General features: G+C 71.3%; 12 protein-coding genes. All 12 read right to left on the bottom strand.

Going from position 1 to position 15,036, the window contains the following annotated elements; translation table 11 throughout:
- Position 1: 1 nt before the first annotated feature.
- Positions 2-2,521 carry a sensor histidine kinase gene (locus AC0T5L_RS17955; protein ID WP_476166654.1) on the bottom strand — a complete coding sequence of 840 codons (2,520 nt, stop codon included), beginning with the start codon at positions 2,519-2,521 and terminating at the stop codon, positions 2-4.
- 386 nt (positions 2,522-2,907) lie between these two features.
- Positions 2,908-4,326 carry an argininosuccinate lyase gene (argH, locus tag AC0T5L_RS17960; protein WP_476166655.1) on the bottom strand — a complete coding sequence of 473 codons (1,419 nt, stop codon included), beginning with the start codon at positions 4,324-4,326 and terminating at the stop codon, positions 2,908-2,910.
- A 67-nt stretch (positions 4,327-4,393) separates the two neighbouring features.
- Positions 4,394-5,596 (bottom strand): argininosuccinate synthase, encoded by a 1,203-nt coding sequence (locus AC0T5L_RS17965; protein WP_476166656.1) that lies wholly within the window; start codon positions 5,594-5,596, stop codon positions 4,394-4,396.
- Positions 5,597-5,651: 55 nt separating this feature from the next.
- Positions 5,652-6,185, bottom strand: a complete 534-nt coding sequence (locus AC0T5L_RS17970) for an arginine repressor (RefSeq protein ID WP_476166657.1) — start codon at positions 6,183-6,185, stop codon at positions 5,652-5,654.
- Positions 6,182-7,129 (bottom strand): ornithine carbamoyltransferase, encoded by a 948-nt coding sequence (gene argF / locus AC0T5L_RS17975; RefSeq protein ID WP_476166658.1) that lies wholly within the window; start codon positions 7,127-7,129, stop codon positions 6,182-6,184. Before argF ends, AC0T5L_RS17970 begins: the two co-directional genes overlap by 4 nt.
- A 2-nt stretch (positions 7,130-7,131) precedes the next feature.
- Positions 7,132-8,340, bottom strand: coding sequence for an acetylornithine transaminase (locus AC0T5L_RS17980; RefSeq protein WP_476166659.1), 1,209 nt, complete (start codon positions 8,338-8,340; stop codon positions 7,132-7,134).
- Positions 8,337-9,338, bottom strand: coding sequence for an acetylglutamate kinase (argB, locus tag AC0T5L_RS17985; RefSeq protein ID WP_476166660.1), 1,002 nt, complete (start codon positions 9,336-9,338; stop codon positions 8,337-8,339). The genes AC0T5L_RS17980 and argB overlap by 4 nt, the downstream gene beginning before the upstream one ends.
- Entirely contained in the window at positions 9,335-10,120 is a 786-nt protein-coding gene (locus AC0T5L_RS17990; RefSeq protein ID WP_476166661.1) for a bifunctional ornithine acetyltransferase/N-acetylglutamate synthase, read from the bottom strand. The genes argB and AC0T5L_RS17990 overlap by 4 nt, the downstream gene beginning before the upstream one ends.
- A 12-nt stretch (positions 10,121-10,132) precedes the next feature.
- Entirely contained in the window at positions 10,133-11,161 is a 1,029-nt protein-coding gene (gene argC, locus AC0T5L_RS17995) for an N-acetyl-gamma-glutamyl-phosphate reductase (protein ID WP_476166662.1), read from the bottom strand.
- A 163-nt stretch (positions 11,162-11,324) separates the two neighbouring features.
- Positions 11,325-12,746, bottom strand: a complete 1,422-nt coding sequence (locus AC0T5L_RS18000) for an NAD(P)/FAD-dependent oxidoreductase (protein ID WP_476166702.1) — start codon at positions 12,744-12,746, stop codon at positions 11,325-11,327.
- Between the two features lie 196 nt (positions 12,747-12,942).
- Positions 12,943-13,431, bottom strand: a complete 489-nt coding sequence (locus AC0T5L_RS18005) for a MarR family winged helix-turn-helix transcriptional regulator (protein ID WP_476166663.1) — start codon at positions 13,429-13,431, stop codon at positions 12,943-12,945.
- Positions 13,432-13,660: 229 nt separating this feature from the next.
- Positions 13,661-14,887, bottom strand: a complete 1,227-nt coding sequence (locus AC0T5L_RS18010; protein WP_476166664.1) for an aminotransferase family protein — start codon at positions 14,885-14,887, stop codon at positions 13,661-13,663.
- Positions 14,888-15,036: the final 149 nt, after the last annotated feature.

Here is a 15,036-nt window from a genome sequence, read left to right on the forward strand (position 1 = left end):
GTCAGTCGCTCTCTCCCGTGTGATCGTCGGTGCTTGCACCGACCTGACCGTCACTGCTGTGTTCACGCCCGTCGGCGTCGATGTCCGCGGCGCGGCCGCGCCGGGTCCCGGCGCTGAAGGCGTTCATCATTCGCCGTGCCTGTTCGGGGCTCCTCTCGACGGAGTCCGCCGGGGCGGGCTGGTCCCGCTCCACTGCGGGTTCGGTCCTGAGCTGGGGGGCGAGGTTGGTCTGGCGCCTGCGCCTGGGCAGTCCGGCGCGGCTGGGTCCGGCGCCGACCCGTTCGGCGGGGGCCGAGGGGGCGGTGTCGGGAAGCACGCCGTGCTCCGCGGGAGCGGAAGCCGCTTCGGGGGCCGGCGGGGGGACCCGGCGCAGCAGGGGGGCCTCCCGGGCCGGGCGTTCGGTCCGGTGCCCGCCGTCGTCGTCGACCTGCCGGGGCACCGGGCGCAGGACGGGGCGGGCGTGGTGGGGGGTGTCCCCCACGGCGAGCAGGTCGGTGTGCTCCTCCGCGCCCGGATCCTGCCCCGCGGAGTGGGCGCCCTGGCGGACGGCGGAGCGGGGACGTTCGGGCGCGGTGGAGGATGCGGCGACGAGGGCGCTGGGAACGAGTACCACGGCCCGGGTCCCGCCGTAGGGCGAATGCCGCAGCTGCACCCGGATGTCGTGCTTGGCGGCGAGGCGTGCGACCACGAACAGGCCCAGGTGCGAGTCCGCTCCAGGCGTCATGACGTCGAACTCGGGTGCTTCGCTGAGCGTCCTGTTGGAGCTGGCCAGCACCTCCTCCGTCATGCCCAGGCCGCGGTCCTCGATCTCCACGGCCACGCCCTTGGGCACGGCCTCGGTGGCGATGGCGACTTCGGTGTGCGGTGGCGAGTAGGCGGTGGCGTTCTCGACGAGCTCGGCGAGCAGGTGGATGACGTCGGCCACGGCGGCGCCGGACAGGGAGAGGTCGGGGACGGAGGTCAGCCGGACCCTGGCGTACTCCTCGGTTTCGGAGATGGCGCCGCGCAGGATGTCCACGAGCGGGACGGGCCGACGCCAACGGCGGCCCGGCTGGGCGCCGCCCAGAATGATGAGGTTCTCCGCGTGGCGACGCCCCCGGGTGGCCAGGTGGTCGAGCTGGAAGAGGCTCTCCAGCAGGTCGGGGTCCTCCTCCTCGCGCTCGACGCGGTCCAGGAGCTGGAGCTGGCGTTGCAGGAGGGACTGGTGGCGGTGGGCGATGCCGAGGAAGACCCGACTGACGCCCGCACGGATGTCCGCCTGCTTGACGGCGGCGCCCACGGCGGTGCGCTGGGCGATGTTGAAGGCGTCGGCGACCTGGCCCACCTCGTCGTCGCCGTGGTCGAGCTGCTTCATCTCGGTGTCGAGGTCGACATGGTCGCCTGCCTCCAGTCGGCGCACGATACGGGGCAGGTCGCTGCGTGCGGTGCCCAGGGTGTCGGCACGCAGCTGGGCGAGCCGGTAGGTGAGCCGTCCGGCGGAGCGTGCGGCCACACCGTAGGCGAGGGTGCCCGCGAACAGCGAGATGATGCTGCCGCCCACGGCGAGGGTGAGCATCCAGGAGCTGGTGTCCTCGGTGGCGGTGACGACGGAGTCGGCGCGTGCGGTGGTCACGTCGCCCAGGTCGGCGTTGACCCGGTCGGCGGCCTCGCGCCAGCCGTCGAGGCCGGTGGGCGGCTCGTGGTCGCGGTTCTGTTCGGAGGTGAGGGGGTCGATGCTGACGGACGCCTCGTGGTGGGCGAGGGTGTCGGCGATGGTGAAGGCGTCCTTCCAGGCCCGGCTCTCGGCGAGGGCGGTCAGCGCGGAGGACTCGCGGTCGTCGTCGACACCGGGGTGGACGGTACCGACGCGGTGGCGGGCGTCGGCGGTGAGTTCGGCGACCCGGAGCTGCTGGGCGCGGTCCAGGGTGTCGCTGGCGAGCACGACGCTGATGAGCGCGTCGGCGTGGCTGAAGCTCTCCTGAGCCCACATGAGATCGGTGGCGGCGGCGGCCTCGGCGGAGGCCGGCCCGTCGTCCAGGGAGCGCACGGTGCCTGCGTAGAGGAGGATGCCCTGTTCGATGGCGGTGGTGTAGACGGTGACGGCGGCGTCGGCCGGACCGGGGTCGGAGAGGCTGTCAGTTCGCAGTTCACCGATGGCGTCCAGTGACGCGAAGAAGTCCTCGGTGAGGGGCGCGGTGGCCGGGTCGTCCTGGTCCCCGAGGGTGTCGCGCAGTTCGCGTACGGGCTCGAGCGCCTCGTCGGTCCGCCCGACCGCTTCGGTGAGTGCCTCGCGGCCTTCCTCTCCGGACGCGGCGAGGTACTCGGCGCTCAGTCGGCGTTCCTCCTGTAGCAGGACGAGCGCGTCGGCGAGCTGGATCCCGGCCCGCCCGTCGCCGACCGCGACCCGCAGAGACACGGCCTGGGCCAGCGTGGCCGTACTGAGCACGATGAACAGCACCAGAAAGATGATGCTGGGGATCAGCACGATCCTGTTGATCTGAGCCCTGATACCGCCGCAGCCGGTTCCTCCCGGGTTCCCCATTGCGTTCCTCCCACGGACTGGTCGCGGACGCCTGTCAGGCGTGGGTGCACCGCGCATCGCGCTGGTGCGCCGAAGGGCCGTGCGCCGAAGGGAGCGTCACTGTGCGCACAGGGCGTACCACGCATGGTGCCCGCAGACTCAGGACGCTATCGCACTCTCATGGTCGTCGCGGGGCGAATTCCAAAATGGATGCGAGGAGAGCACTGGCACCGTGGACGCGGTCGCGGGAGGGCTCTGTACGAACGTGTTCGGGCGCGCACCCGCACTGGGTGCGCGCCCGAACGAGGGGAGCGGGAAGGATCGCGCGCGGAGCGCGTCCGTCGAGGTGGTGGAGGGCGACGGACGGTGGGGGCCGTGTCCGCGGGCCGCGCGTAGGACGGGTGGGTTCAGGCGACGAAGCCCTTCCGGTGCTCGTCGATCCCCGCACGCAGCCGCTCCAGCTGCTCGGCGACCCGGGCCGGCGCGGTGCCGCCCTTGCCGGAGCGGGATGCCAGTGAGCCGGGCACGGTGAGGACCTCGCGCACCGCCGGGGTCAGGTGTTCGGAGACAGCGGCGAGGTCGTCGTCGCCGAGGTCGGGCAGATCGGTACCGCGCTCCTCGCACACCCGCACGCAGGCGCCCGCGATCTCGTGCGCCTCACGGAACGGCACACGCTCGCGCACCAGCCACTCGGCGATGTCGGTGGCCAGGGAGAAGCCCTGCGGTGCCAGTTCGGCCATCCGCTCCGTGTGGAAGGTCAGGGTGGCGACCATGCCGGTCATGGCGGGCAGCAGCAGGTGCAGGGTGTCCACAGCGTCGAAGACCGGCTCCTTGTCCTCCTGTAGGTCGCGGTTGTAGGCCAGGGGGAGGCCCTTGAGGGTCGTGAGCAGCCCGGTGAGGTCACCGACCAGGCGCCCGGCCTTGCCGCGGGCGAGCTCGGCGACATCGGGGTTCTTCTTCTGCGGCATGATCGAGGAGCCCGTGGAGAAGGCGTCGTCGAGCGTGACGAAGGAGAACTCCTTGGTCGCCCACAGGATGACCTCCTCCGACAGCCGGGACAGGTCCACCCCGATCATGGCGGTGACGAAGGAGAACTCGGCGACCACGTCGCGTGCGGCGGTGCCGTCGATGGAATTGTCCGCCGAGTCGGAAAAGCCCAGTTCGGCGGCGACCGCCTGCGGGTCCAGGCCCAGGGAGGAGCCGGCCAGGGCACCGGAGCCGTAGGCGGAGACCGCGGCGCGGCGGTCCCAGTCGCGCAGCCGTTCGATGTCGCGCACCAGCGGCCAGGCGTGCGCCATGAGCTGGTGGGCCAGCAGCACGGGTTGGGCGTGCTGCAAGTGGGTGCGGCCGGGCATGGCGGCCGCGGGGTGGGCCGCGGCCTGGTCGGCCAGGGCCTGCACCAGGTCCAGGAGCTGGTCGGCGATCTGGCGGGCCTCCTCGCGCAGGTACATGCGCACGAGGGTGGCGATCTGGTCGTTGCGTGAGCGCCCGGCGCGCAGTCGGCCGCCCAGTTCGGGGCCGACCCGCTCGATGAAGCCCCGCTCCAGCGCGGTGTGCACGTCCTCGTCCGCCAGGACGGGGGTGAACGCCCCGGAGGACACGTCGGCCTCCAACCGGTCCAGGCCCTCGATCATGCGCTCCAGCTCATCGGCGGTGAGCAGACCGGCACGATGCAGTGCGCGTGCGTGGGCACGCGAACCCGCGATGTCGTGGCGGGCCAGGCGCCAGTCGAAGTGGGTGCTCAGCGACAACCGTGCCAGGGCCTGGTCGGGGCCGCCCTCGAAGCGGCCTCCCCACAGGCGCAGCGCCTCGGGCTGGTCGGCCATGGTGGTCTCTCTCCTCGTGTGGTGTGTGGGTGGTGCGGGACCGGGGCGGCCCGCACCACCGGGGGCGTTACTTGTTGAGGCGCTGGTCGCGCAGGCTGGCGATCTTCGCGGGCATGCTGAAGATGTCGATGAAGCCGCGGGCCAGGGACTGGTCGTATGCGTCGCCGGTGTCGTAGGTGGCCAGGTCGTAGTCGTACAGGGAAGCCTCGCCGCGGCGGCCCGTGACCACGGCACGGCCGCCGTGCAGGACCACGCGGATGTCGCCGGTGACGTTCTTGCTGGCCTCGGTGACGAAGGCCTGTAGCGCGTTCTTGAGCGGGGAGAACCACAGGCCGTCGTAGACGAGCTCCCCCCAGCGCTGGTCGACGCCGCGCTTGTAGCGGGCCAGCTCGCGCTCGACGGTGACGTTCTCCAGCTCCTGGTGGGCGGCGATGAGGGCGATCGCCCCCGGGGCCTCGTAGACCTCGCGGCTCTTGATGCCGACGAGGCGGTCCTCGACCATGTCGATACGGCCGATGCCCTGGGCGCCCGCGCGCCGGTTCATCTCCTCGATGACCTGGAGCGGTGTGAGGTCCTTGCCGTCGATTGCGGTGGGCACCCCTGCGGTGAAGGTGATGACGAGCTCGTCGGGCTCGCGCTGCTGGGCGGGGTCCTGGGTGTATTCGTAGACGTCCTCGATGGGGCCGTTCCAGAGGTCCTCCAGGAAACCGGTCTCCACCGCGCGGCCGAAGAGGTTCTGGTCGATGGAGTAGGGCGACTTCCTGCTGACGTCGATCGGCAGGCCCTTGTCCTCGGCGAAGGCGATGGCCTTGTCGCGGGTCATACCGGAGTCGCGGACCGGGGCCAGGACCCTGAGCTCGGGGAAGAGGGCGGCGAGCCCGGCCTCGAAGCGGACCTGGTCGTTGCCCTTGCCGGTACAGCCGTGAGCGACCATGGTGGCGCCGTGGTAGCGGGCGGCGTCGGCAAGGTGCTTGACGATCAGCGGGCGCGACAGGGCCGAGACCAGCGGGTAGCGGTCCATGTAGAGGGCGTTGGCCTGAAGGGCCGGGACGCAGTACTCGGTGGCGAACTCGTCACGGGCGTCGGCGACGACGGCCTCGACGGCGCCGCAGTCCAGGGCGCGCTGGCGGACCGTGTCCAGGTCCTCCCCGCCCTGACCGCAGTCGATGGCCACGGCGACGACTTCGGCACCGGTCCGCTCGGCGATCCAGCCGATGGCCACGGAGGTGTCGAGCCCTCCGGAGTAGGCGAGTACGACGCGCTCGGTCATGGGGTCCCCCTCTGGTACTTCGTCGGATCCGGCGTGCTGGGCTTCGCATGCGCGGCTACGGTCTGCGGTCGGCCAGCCCCAGGAGCGCGGCGGCCAGCTCCTCGCCGCCTTGGGGGTCGCGTGAGATCACCAGGATGGTGTCGTCACCGGCGATGGTGCCCAGGATGGCGTGGAAGTCGGTGTGGTCGATGGCCGAGGCCAGGTACTGGGCCGCTCCTGGCGGGGTGCGGACGATGACCATGTTGGCGGAGGCTTCGGCCGAGACCAGAAGGTCCTCGGCGAGTCGGGTCACGCGAGCGCCGGAGACCTGTTCGAGGTCGAGGCTGTCGGGACGGGTGCGTTGCAGGCGTTCTCCGCCCTCCCCGGGCAGCACATAGGCCAGGTGGCCGTCGGCTGTGCGGAGCTTGACCGCGCCCAGTTCGTCCAGGTCCCTGGACAGGGTGGCCTGGGTGACCTGGACCCCCGCCCGCGCGAGGCGCCTGGCCAGTTCACCCTGGGACCGGATGTCCTCGCGGGTGAGGACCTCGGTGATGCGGGCGTGCCTGGCCGCTTTGGTCATTGGCGCCGTACCACCGTTGTCCACCGTCATCGTCGGTCGGTCCCGGGCCTGTCACTGACCTCGAGCAGGAGGGCGAGCAGGGCCTTCTGGGCGTGGCGGCGGTTCTCGGCCTCGTCCCAGACCAGGCTCCGCGGTCCGTCGATGACCTCGGCGGAGATCTCCTTGCCCCGATAGGCGGGCAGGCAGTGCAGGACGACGGCCTCGGGGTGGGCGGCGGCGAGCAGGCCGGCGTTGACCGCGTAGGGGTGGAAGAGCGCCTCGTGTTCGGCCGCCCCGTCCTTCTGCCCCATGGACGTCCAAGTGTCGGTGGCCAGAACGTCGGCCCCCTGGGCGGCCTCGTGGGCATCGGCGGTGACCGTGACCGACCCTCCGGTGCTCTCAGCGATCTCTGTGGCGCGTGCGACCACGGCGGGGTCGGGGTGGTGCTCCTCGGGGGCGCCGATGCGCACATGGAGTCCGGCGGTGGCGCCGCCGAGCAGGTAGGAGTGGGCCATGTTGTTGGCGCCGTCGCCGAGGTAGCTCAGAGTGAGCCCGGCCAGGGTGCCCTTGTGCTCTCGGATGGTTTGCAGGTCGGCGAGGATCTGGCACGGGTGGAAGTCGTCGGTGAGCGAGTTGACCACCGGGACGGAGATGTGGTCGGCCAGGGTCTCCAGGTCGCTCTGCGCGAAGGTGCGCCACACGACGGCGGCGACCTGGCGCTCCAGGACGCGGGCCGTGTCCTCCAGGGGTTCGCCGCGCCCCAGCTGGGTGCTGGCCGTGTCCAGGACCAGCGAGTTCCCGCCCAGGTCGGCGACGCCGACGGAGAAGGACAGACGGGTACGGGTGGAGGGCTTGTCGAAGAGCAGGGCGACGGTACGCGGACCGGCGAGCGGCCGGTGGCCGAAGCGGTCCGTCTTCATCTCGTCGGCGAGGTCGAGCACCCGGGTCTGCTCGTCCGGGGTGAGGTCGTCGTCGCGTAGGAAGTGGCGTGTCACGGTTACTGCTGCTCCTTCGTCGCTGCGGCCTCGGAGGCGTCCAGAATGGTGGGCAGCGCCTCGATGAAAAGGCCGATCTGTTCGGGTGTGATGACCAGGGGCGGGGCGATCCGGACGGCCTCGGGTGCCACGGCGTTGACGAGGAAGCCGCGGACCGCCGCCTGTTCCTGCACGTGTGCGGCGTGCGGCGCGGTGAGCTCCATGGCCCGCCACAGTCCGCTGCCGCGCTGTCCGGCCAGCAGGGGGTGGTCGAGCGCGTCGATCTGCTCGGCGAGCAGGTCGCCCATGACGGCGGTGTGGGCGAGCAGGTCCTCGCTCTCGATGGTGTCGATGACGGCCAGGGCGGCGGCGCAGGCGACGGGGTTGCCGCCGAAGGTGGAGCCGTGCTCTCCCTTTTCGAAGACGTCGGCGTAGCGGCCGAAGCCGACACAGGCACCGATGGGGAGGCCGCCGCCCAAGCCCTTGGCGAGGGTGAGAACGTCGGGGCGCACGTCCTCGGCCTGGTGGGCGAACCACTGTCCCGTGCGGCCGATGCCGCTCTGGATCTCGTCCAGGACGAAGGCGGCACCGGTGTCGTCGCAGATACCGCGGACTCCGGCGAGGTAGCCGTCGGGTGCGGGGACGACCCCTGCCTCTCCCTGGGTGGGTTCGGTGAACACGGCGACGCAGTACTCGTCCACGGCCTCGGCGAGGGCGTCCAGGTCGCCGTGGGGGACGAAGCGCACGTCCATGCCGAAGGGGCCGAAGGGTTCGCGGATGGTGTCCTTGCCGGTGAGTGCGAGGGCGCCGGAGGTACGGCCGTGGAAGCCCTTCGCGGCGGCCACGAAGTAGTGGCGGCCGGGACCGGTGGCGCGCTTGACCAGCTTGAGCGCGGCCTCGTTGGCTTCGGTTCCGGAGTTGGCGAAGAAGACCTTGGCGTCGCCGCCGACCAGGCCGATCAGGCGCTCGGCGAGTTCGACCTCGCGTTCATGGACGAACAGGTTGCTGGTGTGGGCCAGGGTGGCCGTCTGGTGGGCGACCGCCTTGACCAGGGCGGGATGCCCGTGTCCGAGGCTGGAGACGGCGATTCCGGCGATGAGGTCGAGGTACTGGCGGCCGTCGGCGTCATAGACCTCGCAGCCGCGCCCGAGTGTGAGGGCGACGGGCGGGACTCCGTAGGTGGGCATGAGCGAGGCGGCGAAGCGCTCGCGCAGTTCGGGGCCGCTGGTCACTGTACGCCTCCTGCGTTCGTGGCGGTGGTTTCGGTGGGGCGCCAGGGGCGCTGGGTGTGGCCGTTTCCGGCGAGCAGGGCGGCCTCCAGCTCCTCGTCGGCGACCATGGTTCCGATGCCCTGGTCGGTGAAGACCTCCAGGAGCAGGGAGTGGGGGATGCGGCCGTCGATGATGTGGGCCTGGGGGACGCCGCCCTCGACCGCGTGCAGGCAGGCCTCCATCTTGGGGAGCATCCCCGAGGCCAGGGAGGGCAGCAGTGACCGCAGCTCGTCGACGTCCAGGCGGCTGATCAGCTCGGTGTTGTGCGGGTAGTCGGAGAACAGGCCCTCGACGTCGGTGAGCATGATGAGCTTGCTCGCGCCCAGGGCGACCGCGAGTGCGGAGGCGGCGGTGTCGGCGTTGACGTTGTAGACACCGCCGTCGTCGGCTCGGGCGACGCTGGCGATCACGGGGACGCGGCCGTCGGCCAGGAGCGCGGCGACGGCGCCCGGGTCGACGCCGGTGATCTGGCCGACACGGCCGAGGTCGACGGCCTCGCCGTCCACCTCGACGGTCTTGCGCTCCGCGGCCAGGAGGTTGGCGTCCTCGCCGGAGACACCCACGGCGAAGGGGCCGTGCTGGTTGACCAGGCCCACGATCTCTCGGTTGACCTGGCCGGTGAGGACCATGCGGACGATGTCCATGGCCTCGTCGGTGGTCACACGCAGCCCGGCGGCGAAGGTGGACTCCACGCCGGAGCGCTTGAGCTGGGCGCTGATCTGGGGCCCGCCGCCGTGCACGACGACGGGCCGCAGGCCCGCGTAGCGCAGGAAGACGATGGACTCGGCGAAACGGACGCGCAACTCCTCGCTGACCATGGCGTTGCCACCGTACTTGACCACGACGGTACGGCCGTGGAAGCGGGAGAGCCAGGGCAGCGCCTCGATAAGGTGGGCGGCCTTGCCCAGGGCGTCAGCCCTGGACTGGTCCTCAGAGGGATGGGGAGAGCGCGCGATCATGAGTTCTCGGCCTGGTCGTGGTCGGTGGCGGGGGTGTCGGCGCCGATCTGGGTGGCCAGCTCGGCCAGCACCTCGGTGAGCAGTGCGACGAGGGTGCCCTCGTCGGGAGTGGTGCCGCTGGCGCCGCTGGCCATGAGCAGCACGGTGTCGTTGGTGGCGGTCAGCGGGTCGAAGGTCTTGTCCGCGGCGGAGGCCAGCAGGCGCTGGCACTGGTCTGCGGTGAGGTCGGCGTCGGTGGCGAGTACGCACAGCACCGAGGACAGGGAGGCGTCGGGACCCTTGGCCATGGCGCCGACGGTGTAGCCGTCACCGCGCCGGAAGGCGATCTTGGCGACGGTGTCGGTGGTGCGGATGGCGTCGGCGGCGGCCAGTCCCCCGCTGCGCGAGGCCTCGGCCAGGGCTGTGGCGGCGCCCTGGCACAGGGTGTCCAGGGGTGGGCGTGTGCCAACGGGGCCAGCGGCGCACAGCACGACCTCGGCGGCGGAGTCGTCCAGCAGGCCGGCGGTGTGTTCGGCCTGGGCGTGGACGTCCTGGAAGCCGAGGGGGCCGGTGCCCGCGTTGGCTCCGCCGGAGGTGAGGACGACGGCGCGCACGCGTCCGCCCGAGACGACCTGTTCGGACCACAGGACGGGGGCGGCCTTGTCGTCGGCGACGCTGAAGACTGCCCCCGCGGCACGGGAGGGGCCGTCGTTGACGACGACCGCGACGTCCCGGGCGCCGTCGTCCTTCAGGCCCGCGGCGACTCCGGCGGCGCGGAAGCCCCGGGGTGCGGTGACACTCACGGTGCTGCCTTCCTAGGGTGCGACCGCGGCGAGCGGCAGGCCGGTGTCCTCGGGCAGGCCGAGGGCGAGGTTGGTGCTCTGGAGGGCGCCGCCCGCGGTGCCCTTGGTGAGGTTGTCCAGGGCGGCGACGACGACCATGCGGCCCGCGTCGGGGTCGACGGTGACCTGTACGAGTGTGGTGTTGGCGGCCAGCGTCATGGCGGTGCTGGGCCAGGTGCCCTCGGGGAGCAGGTGGACGAAGGGCTCGTCGGCGTAGGTGGCCTGGTAGGCGGCGCGAACCTGGTCGGCGGTGGTGCCGGGCCGCAGGGGTGCGGTGCAGGTGGTGAGGATGCCGCGGGGCAGCGGAGCCAGGATCGGGGTGAAGGACAGCTTGACCGGCTCGCCGGTGACCGAGGTGAGGTTCTGGACGATCTCGGGGTTGTGCCGGTGGGCACCGCCGACGCCGTAGGGGCTCAGGGCTCCCATGACCTCGCTGCCGATGAGGTTGGGCTTGGGCGACCTGCCCGCGCCGGAGGTGCCGGTGACGGCGACGACGGTCAGGTCGGGCTCCACGAGCTGCTCGGCCAGGCCGGGCAGCAGGGCCAGCGTGGCAGCGGTGACGTGGCAGCCGGGGACGGCGACGCGGCGTGCCTCGGCGAGTCGTTCACGCTGCCCGGGCAGTTCGGGCAGACCATAGGGCCAGGTACCGGCGTGCGGGGTTCCGTAGAAGCGTTCCCACGCGGCGGCGTCGTTGAGCCTGAAGTCGGCGCCGCAGTCGACCACGAGGGTGCCGTCTCCGAGCCGCTGGGCGATTTCGGCGGACTGGCCGTGCGGCAGGGCGAGGTAGACGACGTCGTGGCCGCGCAACTCCTCGACGGTGGTGGGCGCCAGGACCCGGTCGGCCAGCGGCAGCAGGTGCGGCTGGTGCTGGATGAGGGGGGTCCCGGCACTGTTCCCCGCGGTGAGCGCGCCGATCTCGATCTCGGGGTGGTCCAGGATCAGGCGCAGCAGCTCGCCTCCCGCGTAGCCGCTGGCGCCGGCGATGGCCGCTGTGTATCCCATGGTGATGCCCCCTGGTCGAAACTGACTGAACCATCATGCATGACCATGTAAATTTATGCAAGCAATGACGAGGGTGTCGCCCGGACCCGAGCACGGTCCCGAGTCCCCGGTCGCGCCCGGGGCACTGGTGAGGACTGGTGACGGTGGGCTCCGCGCCCTCCGGTCAGCGGCCCGCGATGCGGGTGGCGATCCCGGCGAAGCGTGAGGTGTGGGCCTTGTCCTCGGTCCGGGACTCGCGGCGGTCGGCGGTGCGGTACAGCCCGTGGATGACCTGGGTGCCCACCCGGCGCAGGGGCTCGGGCTCCCAGCCGCGGACCTGGTGGCCGACCCAGGGCAGGCGGGTCAGGTCGGTCTCCCGGCGCAGGATCAGGTCGCGCAGGGTGCGCCCGGCCAGGTTGCTGGTGGTCACACCGCTGCCCGCGTAGCCGCCCGCCCAGCCCAGGCCGGCCTCGGTGTCCATGTGCACGGTCGGGCACCAGTCGCGCGACACCCCCAGCACGCCGGACCAGGCGTGCTCGACCGGCACCTCGGCCGCGTCGGGGAACAGGCGGGTGAGCGCACGCCACAGCCCGGCGATGACCTGCGGCTGGGTGGCGCCGTCCTTGTCCTGGCCGGAGCCGAAACGATGGGGGACGCCGCGTCCGCCGATGGCGATGCGGTCGTCGGCGGTGCGCTGGGCGTAGACGTGGGAGTGGGCGGTGTCGCCCAGGACCTCGCGGCCGTCCCAGCCGATCTTCTCCCACAGATTCGCGGGGAGCGGCTCGGTGGCGATCATCGAGGAGTTCATCGGCGACCACTCGCGGCGCTGGCCTCGCAGTGTGGAGGTGAACCCCTCGGTGGCGCGCACGACGTGGTCGGCGTAGACGGTCCCGTGCTCGGTGAAGACCGCGGGGCGGGACGCGCCGCCGCGGGGGCGGATCTCCTCCACGGCGGTGTCCTCGAAGATCGCCACGCCCAGGTCCTCCACCACTCGGGCCAGGCCGGTGACCAGCTTGGCGGGGTGCACGCGGGCGGCGTGCGGGGAGTAGGCGGAGGCGACCGCACCGGACACCGACAGCCGGGGCTCGTGGTCGCTGCCCACCAAGTGGATGTCGTCGGGCCAGTAGCCCCACTCCTGGAGGTACTCGATGTCCTCGGCCAGGCGCTCGCGCTGGGCGGCGTTGGTGGCCACCAGGCGCATGCCGCCGCGGACGATGTCGGCGTCGATGCCCTCGGCGTCGGTTACCGAGGCCACCTCGGTCACGGTGTCCATCATCGCCCGCTGTAGGGCGATCATCGCGGCCTTGCCGTGTGACTGTGCGTAGCGTTCGCGCGAGCCCGCGAACTCGGCCGACAGCCACCCCCCGTTACGGCCGGAGGCACCGAATCCGGCGAACTCGCGTTCGACCACGGCCACCCGCAGATCCGGTTGCTCTTTCTTGAGGTAGTAGGCGGTCCACAGGCCGGTGTATCCGGCTCCGACCACGCAGACGTCGTAGTCGGCGGTGCCGGGCAGGGGCGCACGACGCTCGGGGAGCCCGGTGTCGCGGAACCAGAAGGACACGCCCCCGTTGGCGAAACGTGAGGACCGGGGAATCGTCCTCATCTGCGCGGCAGTGGTGAACAGTCCCATCTTTCCCCCCGAAACCTGTGCGCTCACGGCCCACCCCGCGTGGAACCCACGAACTCACGCCAACCTACACGGGAACGACGGTTCGTGGGATGTTTTCAGTGCCTTCGTGAGCGATGACCGGTCGAGAAAGACGAATTCGGCTACTTACAGCCTCGATGCGGACGCACTGTCAGCAGCAGGCACTGTCACGGAGGGTGCGCGCCATGTTGGCGAGCTGACGGACGCCGTCGTCGCCGAGCGGGCCCAGGACGTGCTCACGCAGCCGTTCGACGTGCTTGGTACGCGTCTTCCCGATGAAGTCCAGGCCCTTGTCGGTGAGCACCGCGTAGACGACCCGGCGGTCGGAGGAGCAGTTCTCCCGCGCCAGGTAGCCCTCGTGCTCCAGGCGGTCCGCGAGTTTGGTGAACCCGCCCGTGCTCAGGCTGACCTCACGGGCCAGGCAGCTCATGGGCAGCCGGTGGCCCGGGGCGCGCTGTAGGCGTATGAGCACCTCGAACCAGGGCCCCGCCATGTCCCTGCCGTCGGGGGTGATGCCGCTCAGGAGCCTGGGCTGGATGGCGTTCATCGCCTCGTGGACCAGCCCCCATGTGGTGATGAGGTCGTCGTCGCTCGGCACGGTCCCCGTGCCTGCCACGGTCTCGGTCGGCTGTGTGGTCATGCCCCGCTCCTGTCCCTCGGGCCGGACGCCGGCGCGCATCCCACCCACAAGAAATATCTTCCCAGTAAACTTTACTCGACAACGGGCGTTTCACCCAATGTGTTCCACCCGTGAACACGTCACACCCGGCGCGCCTTGCCACGCGCCGGGTCAGCAAACCGGTATGAGGTTGGACGGATATGCTCCACAGGACCCCGCCGCGCTCCCCGGAGACGGCAGGGCCCCGTGGTCAGTGACGGGCCGCGACCGCGTCGAGCGCGGCCGCCAGGGTGGACACCAGGTGGTCGATCTGCTCCCAGGTGATGATCAGGGGCGGCGAGACGAGCAGTGCCGTCGGGATCGGTCGCAGGATCGCCCCGCGGGCCCTCGCCTCGGCGAACACCTCCGCCGTGGTGATCCCCCGCCCGGTGAGAGCCTCCTCAGTAAGCTCCACCGCGCCCATCACCCCGACACCCGAGCGGACCTCGGCCACCAGCGGGTGGTCGGCCAGGCCGCGCAGCGCGCCGTCCAGGTGCCGTTCGACCTCCAGCGAGACCGTGAACAGGTCCTCGCGCTCCAGGATGTCCAGGTTGGCCGACGCCGCCGCGCAGGCCGTCGGGTGACCGGCGTAGGTGGTCCCGTGCATGAACGGGTTGCCCTCACCGTTGTAGAAGGGGTCGGCCACGCGCCCGCTGACCACGATGCCACCCAGCGGCAGGTACCCGCTGGAGACGCCCTTGGCGAAGACGATCATGTCCGGGTCGACCCCGAAGCGCTCGATCCCGAACCAGTTGCCCATCCGGGCAAAACCGCAGATGACGCTGTCGACGACGAACAGCACGTCGTACTTGTGGCAGATCCGCGAGACCTCGGCGAAGTAGCCCTCCGGCGGCAGGAACACCCCGCCCGCGCCGACCACCGGCTCGGCGAAGAAGGCCGCGACCCGCTCGGGTCCCACCCGCAGGATCTCGGCCTCCAGGGCCGCGGCTGAGTCGTGTGGCACCACCGAGGTGTCCTCGACCAGCCTGCCGTAGCCGCTGCGGAACCGGTCCATGCCGGAGATGCTCGTGCCGAAGCCGTGCAGGCCGTGGTAGCCGCCGGTCCGGCTGATCAGGTGGGTGCGCCCGGGCCGACCGGTGACCGCCCAGTACCGGCGCGCCAGCTTGGCGGCGGTGTCGATGGACTCTCCGCCACCGCAGGTCAGGATCACCCTCGGATCGGTGACGGGCGCGTGTGCGGCCAAGCGCTCACTGAGCTCCGCCGCCGGCCGGTTGGTGAAGTCCCCGTAGACGGTGTAAGCGTCCAGGGTGCTGAGCTGGCGGTGGACCGCGTCCGCGATCTCGGTGCGTCCATGCCCGACGTTGCAGTACCAGAGGCTTGCCGTACCGTCCAGGTAGCGGTCGCCGGAGTCATCCCAGAGCCACACGCCCTCGGCGCGGGCCACCATGAACTCCGGGCCCTTGGCCACGGTGTTCATATCGCAGAAAGTGTGCCAGAGGCGGCTGGGCTCCCGGTGTTCCCGGGGAGCGAGTGCGGACGATACAACCGTTTCGGTCATATGGCGACCTCCGAGCCGTGTCATGCGCGAGAGCGCAGTGGAAAACCCAGGTTGATCTGACCTGCACC

This window comes from Nocardiopsis sp. TRM 82005, assembly GCF_056312425.1.

Excerpts from the sequence above, each read along its gene's own strand:
- argC (WP_476166662.1), bottom strand. The coding sequence starts at position 11,161 with ATGGGATACACAGCGGCCATCGCCGGCGCCAGCGGCTACGCGGGAGGC.
- AC0T5L_RS18010 (WP_476166664.1), bottom strand. The coding sequence starts at position 14,887 with ATGAACACCGTGGCCAAGGGCCCGGAGTTCATGGTGGCCCGCGCCGAG.
- AC0T5L_RS17955 (WP_476166654.1), bottom strand. The coding sequence starts at position 2,521 with ATGGGGAACCCGGGAGGAACCGGCTGCGGCGGTATCAGGGCTCAGATC.
- argH (WP_476166655.1), bottom strand. The coding sequence starts at position 4,326 with ATGGCCGACCAGCCCGAGGCGCTGCGCCTGTGGGGAGGCCGCTTCGAG.
- argB (WP_476166660.1), bottom strand. The coding sequence starts at position 9,338 with ATGATCGCGCGCTCTCCCCATCCCTCTGAGGACCAGTCCAGGGCTGAC.
- AC0T5L_RS17965 (WP_476166656.1), bottom strand. The coding sequence starts at position 5,596 with ATGACCGAGCGCGTCGTACTCGCCTACTCCGGAGGGCTCGACACCTCC.
- AC0T5L_RS17970 (WP_476166657.1), bottom strand. The coding sequence starts at position 6,185 with ATGACGGTGGACAACGGTGGTACGGCGCCAATGACCAAAGCGGCCAGG.
- AC0T5L_RS18000 (WP_476166702.1), bottom strand. The coding sequence starts at position 12,746 with ATGAGGACGATTCCCCGGTCCTCACGTTTCGCCAACGGGGGCGTGTCC.
- AC0T5L_RS18005 (WP_476166663.1), bottom strand. The coding sequence starts at position 13,431 with ATGACCACACAGCCGACCGAGACCGTGGCAGGCACGGGGACCGTGCCG.